The sequence below is a fragment of the Paenalcaligenes niemegkensis genome (assembly GCF_022230885.1).
In the GTDB taxonomy this organism is placed as follows: domain Bacteria; phylum Pseudomonadota; class Gammaproteobacteria; order Burkholderiales; family Burkholderiaceae_B; genus Paenalcaligenes; species Paenalcaligenes niemegkensis.
In genome coordinates, this window is record NZ_JAKGCT010000004.1 from 2,118,270 (window position 1) to 2,135,308 (window position 17,039).

General features: G+C 52.3%; 8 protein-coding genes and 6 pseudogenes. 4 read left to right on the forward strand and 10 right to left on the reverse strand.

The annotated features are described in order from the left end of the window. Window positions 1-111: 111 nt before the first annotated feature. From L1889_RS14345 to L1889_RS14380, 8 genes and pseudogenes are all read right to left on the reverse strand, one after another. Window positions 112-1,218, reverse strand: a complete 1,107-nt coding sequence (locus L1889_RS14345) for an S-(hydroxymethyl)glutathione dehydrogenase/class III alcohol dehydrogenase (RefSeq protein WP_238665951.1) — start codon at window positions 1,216-1,218, stop codon at window positions 112-114. Between the two features lie 247 nt (window positions 1,219-1,465). Beyond that, on the reverse strand, window positions 1,466-2,314 hold the full coding sequence (locus L1889_RS14350) for an endonuclease/exonuclease/phosphatase family protein (protein WP_238665670.1): 849 nt from the start codon (window positions 2,312-2,314) through the stop codon (window positions 1,466-1,468). A gap of 10 nt (window positions 2,315-2,324) precedes the next feature. Then, window positions 2,325-4,119: pseudogene (aspS, locus tag L1889_RS14355) on the reverse strand (aspartate--tRNA ligase). 38 nt (window positions 4,120-4,157) lie between these two features. Beyond that, a pseudogene (locus tag L1889_RS14360) lies at window positions 4,158-4,825 on the reverse strand (DUF502 domain-containing protein). Between the two features lie 5 nt (window positions 4,826-4,830). Beyond that, complete coding sequence (locus L1889_RS14365) at window positions 4,831-5,088, reverse strand: FmdB family zinc ribbon protein (protein WP_238665671.1); 258 nt, start codon at window positions 5,086-5,088, stop codon at window positions 4,831-4,833. Between the two features lie 177 nt (window positions 5,089-5,265). Further along, window positions 5,266-6,549 (reverse strand): putative Na+/H+ antiporter, encoded by a 1,284-nt coding sequence (locus L1889_RS14370; protein ID WP_238665672.1) that lies wholly within the window; start codon window positions 6,547-6,549, stop codon window positions 5,266-5,268. A gap of 336 nt (window positions 6,550-6,885) precedes the next feature. Next, window positions 6,886-7,845, reverse strand: a complete 960-nt coding sequence (gene ubiA / locus L1889_RS14375; protein WP_238665673.1) for a 4-hydroxybenzoate octaprenyltransferase — start codon at window positions 7,843-7,845, stop codon at window positions 6,886-6,888. A 67-nt stretch (window positions 7,846-7,912) separates the two neighbouring features. Further along, window positions 7,913-9,117: pseudogene (locus L1889_RS14380) on the reverse strand (aminotransferase-like domain-containing protein). Between the two features lie 264 nt (window positions 9,118-9,381). On the opposite strand from L1889_RS14380, the gene L1889_RS14385 reads away from it, so the two are divergent. The 4 genes and pseudogenes from L1889_RS14385 (at window position 9,382) to hutG (ending at window position 13,508) form a co-directional block, all read left to right on the forward strand. Next, on the forward strand, window positions 9,382-10,041 hold the full coding sequence (locus tag L1889_RS14385) for a HutD/Ves family protein (RefSeq protein ID WP_238665674.1): 660 nt from the start codon (window positions 9,382-9,384) through the stop codon (window positions 10,039-10,041). After that, a complete protein-coding gene (gene hutI, locus L1889_RS14390) occupies window positions 10,038-11,273 on the forward strand; it encodes an imidazolonepropionase (protein ID WP_238665675.1) in 1,236 nt (411 codons plus the stop codon). The genes L1889_RS14385 and hutI overlap by 4 nt, the downstream gene beginning before the upstream one ends. Further along, window positions 11,270-12,669 (forward strand): annotated as a pseudogene (locus tag L1889_RS14395) (formimidoylglutamate deiminase). The gene hutI and the pseudogene L1889_RS14395 overlap by 4 nt, the downstream one beginning before the upstream one ends. Before the next feature lie 21 nt (window positions 12,670-12,690). Then, window positions 12,691-13,508, forward strand: a pseudogene (gene hutG, locus L1889_RS14400) (N-formylglutamate deformylase). A gap of 107 nt (window positions 13,509-13,615) precedes the next feature. Here the strand turns inward: hutG and hutH are convergent. Beyond that, window positions 13,616-15,160, reverse strand: coding sequence for a histidine ammonia-lyase (hutH, locus tag L1889_RS14405; protein WP_238665676.1), 1,545 nt, complete (start codon window positions 15,158-15,160; stop codon window positions 13,616-13,618). Window positions 15,161-15,179: 19 nt separating this feature from the next. Then, window positions 15,180-16,900, reverse strand: a pseudogene (gene hutU / locus L1889_RS14410) (urocanate hydratase). Window positions 16,901-17,039 lie beyond the last annotated feature (139 nt).

Genomic DNA, 17,039 nt, shown 5'->3' on the forward strand with positions numbered 1-17,039 from the left:
TAAAACGAATAGGAGCTGGGCCCCGGTAAAGGAGTCAAGCCACCATTAAAAACGGGCTGCCTGGACTTATCCTACGCAACCCGTGCTAGACAAACGCGTAATGCCTGGTGGTTAATACACGACCACTGAGCGAATCGATTCGCCGCGCTGCATCAAGTCGAAGCCTTCGTTAATGCGATCAAGCGGTAGATGATGGGTAATCAAATCATCAATGTTGATTTTGCCATCCATGTACCAGTCTACAATTTTTGGTACATCAGTACGACCACGAGCCCCGCCAAAGGCCGAACCTTTCCAGACCCGGCCTGTTACCAGCTGGAATGGACGGGTTGAAATCTCGGCTCCTGCTTCGGCTACGCCGATAATGACAGACTGGCCCCAGCCGCGATGGCAAGATTCAAGTGCCTGACGCATTACCTTGGTATTGCCGACGCACTCAAAGGTGTAGTCGGCGCCGCCATCGGTCAGCTGAATAATGTGATCGACTACATTTTCAACTTCTGCAGCGTTAACAAAATGGGTCATACCAAAGCGTCGGGCCATGGCTTCACGCTCGGGATTCAGATCGACACCGATAATTTTGTCAGCGCCCACCATTTTTGCGCCCTGGATTACGTTCAGGCCAATGCCGCCCAGCCCGAACACAACCACATTGGCACCGGCCTCTACGTTTGCCGTGAAGAGCACTGCCCCCAGACCCGTCGTCACGCCACAGCCTATGTAGCAAACCTTGTCAAACGGTGCATCGCTACGAATCTTTGCCAGTGCGATCTCTGGGACCACAATATGATTTGCAAACGTAGACGTACCCATGTAGTGATGGATGGGCTTGCCATCGATACTGAACCGCGAAGTACCATCAGGCATCAGACCCTTGCCCTGCGTGGCACGAATAGCGGTACACAAGTTGGTTTTTTGCGATAGGCAAGACTTGCATTGACGACATTCTGGCGTGTAAAGGGGAATGACGTGATCACCGGGCTTCAGCGACGTAACACCAGCGCCGACTTCCATCACGACCCCTGCGCCTTCATGACCCAGAATAGCGGGAAACAGCCCCTCAGGATCGGCTCCGGACAGAGTGTACAGGTCAGTGTGGCAGATACCCGTCGCTTTAATTTCGACTAAAACCTCGCCAGCACGTGGGCCTTGCAAGTCGACTTCTTCAATGGTTAACGGCTCGCCCGCTTTCCATGCAATTGCTGCTTTGGTTTTCATCAAATCAACCCTCCTGAGTTATGCAATTTAGTTGTATATACTTAATGTACCGTAAATATAAAAAATCTCAAGTTGTTGCAACGAGATCTATAAGGTCACACTATGACTTTCTATCTGAACCGGGCACGAGCGCTGCCTCTAGCAACTGGTTTTACCATTGTTGCCTACGAGATCCAACAACTCCCCTACAGCGCGTATCCATTAAGACAAAAGTAATGCACACCTGAGGCATCGCTTTTTTGCCACGCTAAGGCAGTTCGAGCTCGGTCAGAATAGGCGAATGATCGGAAATCTGCTTCCATGGCGCACCCTGCAACACTCTCGCACTGCGCACAGCAAAACCACGCTGGTAGATTCGATCAAGACGCAAAAACGGAAAAGCCGAAGGAAAGGTACGGGGCGGCAGACTAAGACGTGCGTTACCATCCACGCCCAGCACCGGAGCGCTTACATCATAATCAGGCTGTCCGCGCGCCCCACGTAGCCACTGCATGGGCTGGCGAAGTTTAAAGCGCGAACTGGCATACATTTCAGGGGCAAACGAGAACACCTCGTATAAACCGAGCTGTTTTACAAAGATAGGGGCCAGACGATTGTTCCAGTCGTTAAAGTCACCGGCAATCAACAACGGCTCATCTTCAGGAACGATGCGATTGATACGATCGACCAATGCCATAATTTGTCGGGAGCGACCGCCAGAAAACAACCCCAGATGCACAACGAGGCAGTGCACATGGCGATCTTCCACTTGTACCACGGCATGCAACAAGCCCCGCTGCTCAAGCCTGTGATCGGAAATGTCTTCGTTTTCGTAATACAGAATGGGAAAGCGCGACAGCAACGCATTACCGTGATCGGTGTGCTCGCGAATGGCATTACACCCATAACAGTTATCCATGCGCAGCACGGCCCCCAAGAGCTCGTGCTGCGCATCAAGCGTGGCGCGCAAATCATTGCGCCCCTGCACTTCCTGAAGAAAAAGCAGGTCAGGTGACAGGCCATAGAGCCCCAGCTTCAGGGCATCCATTGACTCACGGTTCCCCGTGGCCGTACGGCCTTTGTGGATGTTGTAACTCACAACCCGTATTACAGCCACGGTAAACTCCCTAAGCGGGCTTCGTTTCCTGCGGACGTAGACGAATGTGCAACTCTTTTAACTGTTTCTCGTCTACAGCCGACGGAGCCTGAGTTAATAGACACTGAGCGCGCTGCGTTTTAGGGAAAGCGATCACGTCACGAATGGAATCTGCACCCGCCATCATGGTGATCAGGCGATCCAGCCCAAATGCCACCCCACCATGCGGTGGCGCACCGTATTGTAAGGCATCAAGCAAGAAGCCGAACTTTTCACGAGCTTCCTCAGCACCAATATCCAACGCAGCAAAGACTTTAGTCTGGACATCTGCGCGGTGAATACGCACCGACCCGCCGCCCATCTCCCAGCCGTTCAGAACCATATCATAAGCCTTGGCCAATACATTGGCAGGATCGCTTTCGAGCAAGTCTTCGTGCCCATTTTTGGGGCTTGTGAACGGATGATGAGCGGCGTAATAGCGCTGCGTTTCCTCATCGTACTCAAACATTGGGAAGTCGACCACCCACAATGGCTTCCATCCTTCCTCGACAAGACCATTTGCACGGCCAAGATCACTATGTCCGATCTTGATGCGCAAAGCCCCCATCGCGTCGTTTACCACCTGGGTTTTATCGGCACCAAAGAAGATCAAATCGCCATTCTCGGCACCCGTGCGTTCGATCAGCTGTGCAAGCACCTCGTTGCTGATATTTTTCACGATGGGTGACTGCAAGCCGGCGGGAATAGACGCAGCGTCATTAACTTTGATGTAGGCCAGGCCTTTAGCGCCATAGATGCCCACAAACTTGGTGTAGGCGTCAATTTCGCTACGGGACATGGCGCTGCCGCCAGGAACCCGCAAAGCGACAACCCGCGATTTGGGATCATTGGCGGGACCGGAGAAGACTTTGAAGTCGACGCTGCGCATGAGCTCGGCTACGTCGGTAAATTCCAGCCTGACGCGTAGATCCGGCTTATCAGAGCCAAAGCGTTTCATGGCTTCAGCCCACGTCATGGTGGGGAAAGGCTTAGGCAGTTCTACATTTTTAACCGTCGTGAAGACATGACGGATCATGTCCTCAAAAATCTGTCGAATTTCAACTTCGTCCAGGAAGGAAACTTCGCAATCAATTTGGGTAAACTCAGGTTGACGGTCAGCACGCAAATCTTCGTCGCGAAAGCACTTGGTGATTTGATAGTAACGATCGAAGCCCGAGACCATCAGCATCTGCTTAAAGAGCTGGGGCGACTGCGGCAATGCAAAAACTCGCCTGGATTTACCCTGGAAGGCACGAGATAGTCACGTGCGCCTTCAGGTGTGCTTTTGGTCAACATAGGCGTTTCGATGTCGATAAAGCCCAGGCTGTCCAGATACTTACGCACTTCCATTGCCACACGGTAGCGCAGCATTAAATTTTTTGCATCTGTGGGCGACGTAAATCGAGAACCCGATGCGTAAGACGGGTGGTCTCAGACAGGTTGTCGTCGTCGAGCTGGAATGCGGGCGTGACAGAAGCGTTCAGAATTTCAATTTCTGTACAGACAATTTCGATTTCGCCTGAGGCCAGATCCGTATTGACCGTTCCTTCTGGACGAGCCTGCACCACGCCTGTGACGCGTAAGCAATATTCATTGCGAATGCGCTCGGCAACCGGAAAGGCTTCGGCATTCTCTGGATTTACTACAATCTGCGCCAGGCCGGTTCGATCACGCAAGTCGATAAAAATAACACCGCCATGATCTCGTCGGCGATGTACCCAGCCAAAAAGCGTTACGGTTTGTCCCAAATATTGGGTGTTGACCTCGCCGGTATAGCAGGTACGCATCTAGGAGGACTCCCTAAGTAAACGATAAAAGGATGGGGTCAGGTCTGCTCGTCACGCGGCGCCGACGCTTCTACATCAGGCTCGTGTGGCAAGGCTAGACTACTTTTGTGAGCACGACGTTCTGCCGGCACCACCACACCCATCGAAACAATATATTTAAGCGCCGCGTCGACGCTCATGTCGAGCTTAATAACGTCGGAACGCGGCACCATTAAAAAAATCCCGAGGTTGGGTTAGGCGTCGTGGGTACATAGACACTGATGCAATCGTGCACTAGTTTTTCAGCCACTTCACCGCCCGGTGCCCCGGTTAAAAATGCAATAGTCCAGGCGTGCCGGCGTGGGTATTCAATTAACACCGCCTCGCGAAATGCCTGTCCGTCAGGTGCTAACACAGTATCACTGACTTGCTTTACTGAGTTGTAAATAGAACGCACCAGCGGGATACGACCTAAAAGCTGTTCCCAGTGCTCAATTAGGGTACGGCCTAGAAAGTTGGCGGTTACCAACCCTGTTGCCAGCACCACAACAAGCACAAGCGCCACTCGAAAACCAGGTATGTTTACCCCAAACAGGGCCTCGGAAGCTAAAAACGACGGCACAAAGCTTTCGAGGGTGCTGATAAGCAAAGCAATAACCCAGAACGTTATGACTAACGGTACCCAGATTAATAGCCCGGTAATAAAGAAACGCTTAAAAAAACGCATGATACTTAGCTTGAACTACTGTCGGTAGAGGCGGAGCTGCTTGCAGCACCTGCACTTTCTGAGGTGCCCGCACTTTTGCCGCTATCTCGAAAGTCGGTCACGTACCAACCGGTTCCCTTGAGTCTGAAACCTGCTGCAGTTACCTGCTTCACATAGCTGTGCTGCCCGCAAGCGGGACAAACTTCAAGCACCGGATCAGACATTTTCTGCAGCACATCTTGCTCGTGATGGCAGTTGCTGCATTGATAAGCATAAATAGGCACGACTTAAACCTAAAGACGATAGGAAAGACCAAAGGTTTAACGCAAAAGCCGCAATCGGTCTGGCGTTAAACCCCTAAAACGCTAATTTTAGCCCGTTTACCAACTTACCGCACGATTTGAGCAGTAAAGCGGTCCACGGCCCCGTTGCATTTCGTTCAAAACGGGCCCTGTTCAGATTTAGACAAACGATGTCGGTAACAAAAACATAACGGCAGCAATAATCGTAGGTACGGCGGCCGAGCCAAGTAAACGCAGCGGAGAGATGGCGCCGTTAGCGAAGGTACCTTTCAGGATAGAAAAGCCAGCCGGATTAGGTGCATTCGCAATTACTGTCAAACCACCACCCGTTACCGCACCAGCTACCAGCATATAGCGCCACAGTTCGCCGGTGCCCTCGACCAGAGAGCCCAGATACGTCAGCGCCGCATTGTCGGTAATGGCAGTTAGTGCCGTCGCCCCCCAGAACAGTACCGCTGGCGATAAGCCCCCTAGCAGATCTTGTAACCACCATTTTTGCAGGCCGCCGAGCACCACCAGTCCGGCCAGGAAAAACCCGACCATTAGACCTTCGCGAATCATCAAAGGATTCTGATGAACGCTATACGCCTGGGTGTAACCCACAAACAGCATTAACAGTGCCAGAAATATGATGGGATAGTGAGCCGACAGCACAACCCCCAACAAAAACAGCAAGTGAATCGCTATCACGCCAAGAGGTACCGATGAGCGCTCTGCCTTCGCCTGCTCTGCCTCAAGCGCACTGGCTCCTGAGGCTACGAGCGACTCACGCGATATAAAGGTCAGCAGGGCCGCATTAATAATAACCGCCGTAGCAGCGCGCCAACCAAAGTGCGTGAACATGAACATGGTGTCCCAATTAAAGGTTTGGGCCACCATGAGGACGGGTGGAGCGGCATAGGCAGTTAACACTCCGCCTATGGAAATATTCACAAACAGCACGCCCAAAGTCAGATACTTGAAGCTTTCACGAGTGGCATTCTCGAAATACCGATCACGAATCATCAAGGCGGCCAAGGTCATGGCGGCCGGCTCAGTAATTAGTGAACCGGCCAAAGGCACAGCCGACATAATGATAAAAAACATTGCGTACTCTCGACGCAATGGGACGATAGCAGCCAATACATTGACGATTTTCGATACCAGCTCGAGAATGGGCCGGCTTGCTGCAACCACCATGATCACGAATACAAAAGCCGGTTCAGTAAAGTTTCGGGTATTCATGTATTCGATAGCGGTGTCCAGACCGATAAAGGTCGCGATATAAACCACCAGGATACAAGCCCAGACTCCGAAGACCGCCTCAACCTCGGACAGCAAATGCCAAAGGCCAGAATGAGAGCCACCACGATCGGCCAAACGTGCAAAAACAGGAACTGAAAACGTATGAATGACGGCAATGGCAAACAGCACACTTGCAGTCACTTCCATAGTACTAGGCATGCATCAACCTTTTCTAAAGACTAGCAACGGTCCCGGGCATATAAGCCTTACGCGGACCACCACAATATCGAGACGCTGCGCCTTGGCACACACTTAAGACGCAGACAAGCAGGGGTCACCCCTTGTTGGATAACAGATCACGGCTGGCTGAGTATACAGGCACGAATTATTGGTGCTTTCGCCTACTTAGTCAGCATATCCGCACCTACCTATGATGCGCTGGCCCCATTTTTAGTGTTTGTAATGAAGCCGTCATGGGTAGAAAACTTGCGTATTTTACACATCAGACACTGAAGCACGCACAAATAAACGTAACATAGCCATGATCAAAAGGGTTTACCCTAATACGGTACCCATAAGCGCAGCGACCACTAACAATACACCTACGGTCATATTGGCACGAAAAAGTCCCAGGCCTTGTTCAGGTCGACGGGGATTAAAGCGCACCACTTGCCAAGCCAGATGCAAGGCGATAGCAGCCATCACTATAAAGTAAGGCCAGCTCATGTCCAATTGATAACCGCCCCACAACCACAGCAATATCGTGGCAGCGTAAAAGCCCCCTATCCACTGCTTTCCCTTATCACCAAAGCGTATGGCGGCCGATTTCAGACCCAGTTTAAGATCATCCTGAATGTCGATGTAGCCATAAATGGAGTCGTATCCAATTTGCCATAACACTGTTCCTAACCACATGGCGATTGCCGCAGGCGGCACTGAATTTTGAGTGTCAGACCAAGCCATAAGCATGCCCCAGTTAAAAGCAATGCCCAGCACGGCTTGTGGCCAATGGGTGAATCGCTTGCATAAGGGATAAATGATTACGATGGGTACTAGGAGCAACGCTAATAGCCGGCTATAAGGGTTGATCGCCAACAGCAGCAATGCGCAGATAACAAGCTGAGCCGCCACGAACCACAGTGCCTTTTTAAGACTCAGCTGTCCACTGGTCAAAGGGCGAAATCGGGTGCGCTCAACCTTGTTATCAAAGTCCCTATCAAAAATATCATTAAAGCAGCAGCCTACTCCACGCATAAGCAAAGCGCCCAGCGAGAAAATAAATAAGCGCCACAAGGTCGGCAAACCGTCAGCGGCCTGAACCAGGGCTGCGATGGCCGGCAATAGCGTCAGCCACGTGCCGACGGGCCGATCTAAACGACACAATCGCGCATAGGGCCCCCATGACTCGGGTAACCATCGTGCAACCCAGTCATCCGGGCGCATATCGTTTAAGTCGGTGGAGGAGGTGTTTTCGGCTGGCTTGTTGACTGACATACTGAGTGGCGCTTCGCGCATAGGCTGAACCTGACAATACAGCCGTGACTGGCACGGCTGCTTGAGCATCATGGCATCATTGTAGCGCTTAGTTTTGGGCTGCTTCGCGTATTAATTGCCCCAAAATAGCGATCCCTTTTCGGATGCGGTCTTCAGTGACAGTGACGAAGCTTAAACGCAAGGTATTGCGCTGAAAGCTCTCGCTGGCATAAAAAGGCGCGCCGGGGACAAAAGCCACATTATTTTCGATTGCTTTAGCCAGTAGCTCTTCGGCGTCGATATTGGCGGGCAAGGTGACCCAGATAAACATGCCACCTTCTGGTCGTGTCCAGCTTACGCCCTCGGGAAAATGCTCTTGCATAGCTTCGAGCATAAAGTCGCACTGTCGATGATAAAGGTCGCGTACGGTAGGAAGGTGTGTCGTTAAAAAGCCTTCCTTGACCGCTTCGTAAACAGCCATTTGCGTCACAGACGAGGAATGCAAGTCAGTCGCCTGTTTAATCTGTACCAGCTTATTAATGATTTCAACCGGAGCAGCTATATAACCCAGACGCAAGCCTGGCGCCAGGACTTTGGAAAAAGAGCCCAGACGAATCACAGTGGCACCAGCCTTGCGGCCCAGGCTTAACAAGCTGGGCTGCGGTGAACCTGCATAACGTAGCTCGCCGTAGGGGTCGTCTTCGATGATAGGGATACGCGCAGCCGCACAACGCTCGACCAATTCTTGACGTCGCTCGGTGCTTAAGGTCACACCCATAGGGTTATGAAAGTTTGGCAAAGCATATATGAAGCGTGCGCCTTGAGCCTTGGGCTCGGAGACTTCAGATGGGATTAAGCCATTTTCGTCTGTGTCGATCGACACGTATTCAGGCTCAAACACTGAAAACGACTGCAATGCGCCCAGATAAGTAGGAGACTCAACAAGAATTTTACTTCCTACATCTACGAACAGCTTGCCCAGCATGTCGAGCGCTTGCTGAGAGCCTGAAACAATCAGTACCTCGTCCGGGCTAATTTGCGTACCGCCCTGGCTTAGGTCTTCAGCCACCCACTCGCGTAACGGCCCATAACCTTCGGTGGGACCGTACTGCAACGCCACTCGTCCACTACTTTCGAACACACGGTCAAAAGCCTCACGAATTTGCTCGACGGGGAAACCATCAGCTGACGGCAGGCCCCCGCAAAGGAAATGACCTCGGGCCGAGTTGTGACCTTAAGAATTTCCCGGATGGCCGAGCTATTTAGCTTCTGTGCACGTTGTGAAAAAGTAAAAGAAGGTGTTTGAGATTCCATGATGCGACGTCGGCCCTGAGTAAGAACGATTAAGACTTAAATTAATTGAAGCGAATCGGGTAGATTACAGTAATAAAGTGCATCTACAGCGCTTCGCATTAACAAATGATGCCATGCCAGCTCGATTCGCAACAGCCCCCGAGGGACCCAGCCCTATAAAAACCAGTTTACACCCTAGTATTTACCCGCAAACCGCATTGTTTCGCATTGATATTTGACGCATAATTGTATATACAAATAAATATGATGAGATAAAGGCCTGTCATGCACCATTCTGAACGCAGATCCCAGCCCTCGCTCAATGATCCGGATGCTTTTCAACTGATTCCAGCGGTCAGACTGCAAAGCGTGCCCTGGAAAAACGGCGGCGGCAGCACCAAAGAGATCATCGTGTCGCCGGAGGGAGCACAAATTGATGATTTCTTATGGCGGGTAAGTATTGCGGAAGTAAAGACAGAGGGCGAGTTCTCGGTCTTCCCAGATATACAACGAAACATAAGCCTGTTAAAGGGCGAAAGCATGGTGCTGAACAACAGGACAACAGGGCTGACACACTCGCTCTTTCCCCTGCGCCCCTTTGACTTCGATGGAGAGCATCAGATAGCAGCCTTTTTGCCTGACGGCCCAACACTGGACTTCAATGTCATGGTCCGGCGATCGGCCCGGCTGCAGGCTCATGTTGCTCTTCTGGAGAAGGATGCATGTGTCAGTGCTGACGCCAGCGAGGTTCTGTTGTACTGCGCTGAAGGCCCATGTGTGCTTAAAGACACCCATCATGGCACTTTGCAGATGAGCAGTGGCGACAGCCTTTACTTTAAGAACCGCCCTGACCATGAGGATGACTCCACCAGACTCCAAATTACAGACGGACGCCTGCTTTGCGTCTCGATCACAACACCACACCACAAAGGAGCCCGGCCATGACAACGCTAAGCGTATGGACTAACTTACAGCTTGCCCCCACAGCTGAGCCTGAACATGTAATAGCCGATGCTGCCATTGTGGTCGAACGCGATCGTATTGTCTGGCTGGGCACCAAATCGGCACTGCCTGAAGCCTATTCCGCACCTGGCATCACTCGACACGACCTGCATGGCGCACTCGTCACTCCCGGGCTAATCGATTGCCATACTCATTTGGTGTATGGCGGCAACCGGGCAGAAGAATTCGCCATGCGCCTGGCCGGCGCATCGTACGAAGAGATAGCTCGCCAGGGAGGCGGCATCATCTCCACCGTGCGGGCAACCCGTGAAGCCAGCGAAGACGAGCTCTACGCTTCAGCTCTACGCCGTCTCGACAACTTGCGCCGCGAGGGCGTAACCGCCATAGAAATTAAGTCGGGTTATGGCCTGGATTTGGAAACCGAGCGAAAAATGTTGCGTGTTGCCCGTCGTCTGGGCGAGACCCGCCCTGTTACCGTGCGCACTACTTTCCTGGGTGCACATGCCCTGCCACCCGAATACAAAGACAGGCCTGATGACTACATTGATCTGGTTTGTAATACCATGATGCCCTCTCTGGCTGCCGAGGGTCTTATTGATGCGGTAGACATCTTCTGTGAACGCATTGCTTTCAACCTGGAGCAAACAGAGCGTGTTTTCAATCGCGCACGAACGCTGGGCCTAAGCATCAAAGTGCACGCAGAACAGTTATCGCTGATGGGGGCCGCCGCATTAGGGGCTCAATACCATGCCTTGTCGGCTGATCACCTGGAATATCTAGACGAAAATGGTATTAAAGCCATGAAGCTGGCAGGCACTGTAGCGGTACTCCTTCCAGGCGCCTATTACTTCTTGCGTGAAACCCAGCTTCCTCCTATTGCCCTGCTGCGCAAACACGACGTACCAATCGCCATCTCCACCGACAGCAATCCAGGCACGTCACCTACGACTTCGCTTCTATTAATGCTGAACATGGCTTCCACCTTATTCAAGATGTCGGTAGCTGAGGTTCTGGCAGGAGTTACCCGCCATGCAGCCCAGGCTTTTGGGCACGCTGAAGTCACCGGAAAATTAAGTGTGGGTGCAAAAGCCGACTTTGTCGCTTGGGAGGTAAAAACCCTTTCTGAACTGGTGTACTGGAGCGGCTATGACCGTTGCGCGCTGGTCGTGCGACATGGCGAAATCGCTGTAGATCAGCGCGAGGAGCAGCAATGAGCCGTTTTCAACATGCCTATGCCCCGTATGCACGAATCGGTTCTGAATGGCAGCAAGATGTCATTCTCAGTTGGGATGAAAATGGAACGTTGACGGAGCTCAAAACGGGACAAAATAAACATCAGTTGCCACCCGATGCTCGTTCCCTGCAAGGCGCGCTGATAGCAGGCATGCCTAATCTGCATTCCCATGCCTTTCAAAGTGCCATGGCCGGGCTTACCGAGTATCGCGGCACAGCCTCGGACAGTTTCTGGAGCTGGCGTGAGCTGATGTACCGCTTTGCAGCCAAGCTAAACCCGGATGATATCCAGCATATCGCCCGTTGGCTCTACATCGACATGCTCAAAGCCGGTTATACCTCGGTGTGCGAATTCCATTACATTCATCACCAGCCAGACGGCACTCCATACCCTGTACATAGTGAATTGGCTTCACGCGTTTGCCTGGCCGCCGAGCAAAGCGGCATTGGCATGAGCATGCTTCCCGTTCTGTACCAATACAGCAATTTTGGTGCACTTCCCCCAGAGCTGATCAGGCCCGCTTCTTAAATAGACCCGAGCAGTTACTGTCACTGCTTGGTGAGCTGCGTTCTCACCTGCCTGAAAGCTCTCAACGCCGCTACGGGGTGGCACCGCACTCACTGCGCGCTGTGTCTAAAGACTCATTGACGCGGTTGCTTGATGGTCTCCAAGCCGAATTCCCGAAGGCGCCCATACATATACACATTGCCGAACAAAGCGCAGAAGTTGACGCCAGCATCGCGATTACCGGAGCCAGGCCCGTACAGTGGCTGCTTGATAATTTTGCTGTCGACAAACAGTGGTGTCTGGTGCATGCAACGCATATGGATCATCAAGAGCTGCACCGCAGTGCCACAAGTGGTGCTGTAGCAGGCCTATGCTTAACTACTGAAGCAAACCTGGGAGACGGAGTTTTTCCAGCCTTGGAGTTCTTGCAAGCCGGCGGTACATTTGGTGTGGGATCAGACAGCCATATCAGTGTGGACTGGCGGTCCGAGCTTCGTCTGCTGGAGTACGGCCAGCGCTTAAGCCGACGAGAACGCAACGTACTCAGCAGCGCTCAACAGCCACAGGTCGCCGATCTTCTTTTTGATGGCGCTTTAGCGGGCGGTGCACGCGCGACGGGACGGGCAGTAGGTGAGCTGGCTATCGGTAGGCAAGCGGACTTTATTGTGCTCGACCTTGAGCACCCCACTCTTGCCGAGCATGCCCCCAGTACATGGCTTGCGTCACTGGTATTCAACGAACGGGCCAGTCACGCAATTAAAGACGTGTTTGTTGCTGGAAAGCAGTGTATTGCTGATGGCCATCACAGCGACGAGACCGACGCACTGCAGAACTACAGAAGAACCCTACACCGACTTTTAAACGACTAACGGTTACTACGAGGACGCAACATGAGTAAAGCTCCTATCTACCATTTACACGCCGGTTCGCTCCCCTATTAATCTCGATGCCCCATGTCGGAACGCAAATTCCCGCTGACATTGCCAATCAAATGACCGATGTCGCCGCCCATGTGGATGATACCGACTGGCATCTGGACCGGCTGTACGATTTTGCAAAAAATATGGGGGCGTCCATCCTGATGCCTACAAACTCTCGGTATGTCATCGACTTGAACCGCCCACCAGACGACGAGAACCTTTACCCTGGTGTGAATACCACTGGCTTACTACCCACTGACACCTTTGATGAAGAAGCCCTTTATAAAGAGGGCTATCTACCGGACGACGCCGAAAAAGCACGACGGCGCGAACTGTACTGGGAGCCCTATCACCAAGCCTTGGCCGAAGAGTTAAAGCGCCTTAAAGAGAAGCATGGGCAGGTCTTGCTCTGGGAGGCCCATTCTATACGTTCCCATATTCCACGCTTATTCGAGGGGCAGTTGCCCGACTTCAACTTTGGCACCAGCAACGACCAAAGCGCCACTGAAGGCTTAGCCGACGAACTTGCTGCCATTGCCCAGCAAGATGACCGCTACTCTGCCGTGGCGAATGCACGCTTTAAAGGGGGTTACATTACCCGCCATTACGGCCAGCCTGCTGATGGCATTCACGCTGTACAACTGGAATTGAGCCAAGGTACCTATATGGACGAATTCCGTCCCTATGCCTACGATGAGGTCCGGGCCCAAAAGCTAGTTCTCGCCATCAGCGCTTGCCTGGAACACGCGATGAAACGAGTCGCCATGTTAACGGGCAGTGTGCACTAGACCATGCTGTCTTTTTTCGCCAGCCTGCCAGTTTAAAGCTTTGTTAAAAAAGAAGCACGTAGCGCAATTAAACGCTACGTGCTTCGCCCTACCCCACCGTTGCCTAATTAAATAGTGAACAGATCTGGCAACGCCTTAATCACGGCGGCATTTAAAACCGCTTCGGTAATGCCTTCAATATCTGGAGCCAGATAGCGGTCTTCACTGTAAAACGGCGCAATTTCACGAATTTCCCCCATCACTTTTTGCAGTGACTCAGAGGTTCTCAGGGGTGCGTGAAAGTCGATGCCCTGAGCCGCACACAGCATTTCAATACCCACAATCGTGGCTGTATTCTGCGCCATCTCGATCAGCCGGCGACCGGCGAAAGTGGCCATGCTGACATGGTCCTCCTGATTAGCAGAGGTCGGCAAACTGTCAACGCTGGCCGGATGCGCCAGCGATTTGTTTTCAGAAGCCAGAGCGGCAGCTGTAACGTGCGCAATCATGAAGCCCGAATTAATGCCGGCCGATGGCACCAGGAAAGGCGGCAAGCCTGAAATACTGGTATCAATAAGCAAAGCCACCCGGCGTTCGGACAATGAGCCGATCTCGGCGATGGCCATGGCCAGCATATCCGCCGCAAATGCTACTGGCTCAGCGTGGAAGTTGCCGCCCGAAATCACTTGATCCGGCTCTCCATCCTTACCCGGGAACACAAGAGGATTATCAGTGACCGCATTGGACTCAATCAACAACGTTGTCATGGCCTGCTGCATGACATCGTAAATGGCTCCCATGACTTGGGGCTGGCAGCGCAAGCTGTAAGGATCTTGAACCTTAGTATCGTTCTCGACGTGCGAATTACGAATTTCACTGTTTTTCAGCAACTGACGATAGAGCTTGGCTGCGTAGATTTGTCCTGGCTGCCCTCGAATTTCGTGTATACGAGGATCAAAGGGAGCATCACTGCCTTTGGCCGCATCCACACTCAGAGCCCCTGCCAACACTGCGTTTTTGAACAGAATCTCGCTTAAAAACAAACCGTTTAATGCCAGCGCCGTCGAGACCTGGGTGCCATTAATTAACGCCAGGCCTTCTTTTGCCGCTAGCACTACGGGCTCTAAACCTGCCTTATCCAGCGCAGCTTTAGACGACATGCGCTCGCCCTGATAAAAGGCATCGCCCTCACCGATTAGCGTCAATGTCATGTGTGAAAGCGGAGCCAGATCACCCGAAGCACCCACCGACCCCTTTGCCGGGATCACTGGGGTCACACCTGCATTGTAAATCTCGGCAAGACGCTGCACGACCACCGGGCGTATACCTGAAAAGCCCCGAGCCAGGCTGGCCACTTTCAGGGCGATGACCAGCCTCACCACCGCTTCTGACAACGCCTCGCCCACGCCTACGGAGTGGGAAAGAATTAAATTTTTCTGAAGCAGTTCAAGGTCGTCATCAGGAATACGCGTTTGCGCGAGCTTTCCAAAGCCCGTATTAATGCCGTAAGCGGCATCGCCTTTCTGGATAATCTTCTGGATAATGGCGGATGACGCAGCCATGTCGGCAAGGGCTGACTCAGTCAGCTCAAGCAATACGTTGCCATGCCAAATCTGGCGAATATCATCAAGGCTCAATTCGCCAGGCTGAATGATTAAGCGTTGTTTAGTCATCAAGTGCTCTACCTCATTATTACTTGATCATTGGCAGTTTTAAGCCAAAGTCTTTGGCGGTTTTTACAGCGAGCTCATAACCGGCATCTGCATGCCTCATTACGCCGCTGCCGCAATCGTTAATCAGTACGCGCTCTAAACGGGCTGCCGCTTCATCTGAGCCGTCAGCCACAATCACCATACCGGCGTGCTGACTGTATCCCATGCCCACACCGCCCCCATGATGCAGGGATACCCAACTTGCTCCCCCGCTGTATTGAGCAGTGCGTTAAGTAAAGCCCAGTCAGACACGGCATCGGTTCCATCTTTCATGGCTTCGGTTTCCCGGTTGGGGCTAGCGACCGAGCCAGTGTCCAAATGGTCCCGGCCAATAACGATGGGGGCTTTCAGCTCGCCATTGCGTACCATTTCATTAAATGCCAGACCAGCCAAATGGCGCTCGCCCAACCCAAGCCAGCATATTCTGGAAGGAAGCCCCTGAAAGGCGATACGTTCCTTGGCCATGTCTAACCAGCGATGCACATGGGCGTTCTCAGGAAATAATTCCTTGATTTTTTGATCTGTCTTGTAGATATCTTCAGGATCGCCCGACAGCGCTACCCAGCGAAAAGGCCCTTTTCCTTCGCAGAACAAAGGTCGAATGTAAGCGGGAACAAAACCAGGAAAGTCAAAGGCATTTTCGACCCCGTTGTCTTTAGCGACTTGTCGAATATTATTCCCATAATCGACTACGGGTACTCCCATCGCTTGAAAATCCAGCATGGCCTGTACATGCCGGACACAAGACTGCGCCGCGTCGGCTTGTAGCTTGCCCTGCTGGCTTTCATTTTGCTGGGCGGCTTTCCACTGTTCAACCGTCCAGCCTATAGGCAGATAGCCGTTTATCAGGTCATGTGCTGATGTCTGGTCTGTTACCAAATCAGGACGAATTCCACCAGCCTCAGCACGACGCACCAACTCGGGGAAAACCTCGGCAGCATTTCCCAGCAAAGCAATGGAAACGGCCTCTTTACGTTCAGTATGGTGTTTGATCAGCTCAAGAGCATGATCCAGATCCTTGGCCTGCACATCGACATAACGGGTTTTCAAGCGGAAGTCGATGCTATTTTGCTGGCACTCGACATTCAAGGAGACCGCCCCCGCGAAGGTGGCAGCCAGCGGCTGTGCTCCGCCCATTCCGCCTAAGCCCGCCGTTAGAATCCAGCGGCCAATCAGGTCACCGCCATAATGCTGGCGTCCTGCTTCTGCAAAGGTCTCGTAAGTGCCTTGCACAATCCCTTGGCTGCCAATATAGATCCAGCTGCCCGCCGTCATCTGCCCATACATAAACAGGCCAGCACGATCGAGTTCATGAAACTTTTCCCAGGTGGCCCACTTAGGTACCAGATTGGAATTGGCGATCAGTACACGCGGCGCATCAGCGTGAGTTTGAAACACCCCTACGGGCTTGCCGGACTGAACCAATAAGGTTTCGTTCTCTTCCAGATTACGCAACGACTCTAAAATCTGGTCATAGCACTCCCAGTTACGGGCAGCCCGCCCAATACCACCATATACCACCAGGTGTTTAGGGTTTTCAGCGACCTCGGCATCAAGGTTGTTTTGAATCATACGGTAAGCTGCTTCAGTCACCCAGTTTTTACAACTCAACTCGCTGCCACGGGGAGCGCGTATCTCACGGCTCGCATCAAAGCGCGGATCGCTGTTCTCTTGTGGAACTATGTCTGTCAGCACATTCATCGCCTCACTCCTTTACTCTAAATATCGATACACAACAGGGAATCGACACTTTTCTTTGGACTCCCAGTCGGGCCCCTATCGGGTTTCCCTGAGGTTAGCGCAATGAAAGCGGTCTAAAAACCTGTTATCTTGTAAGCTG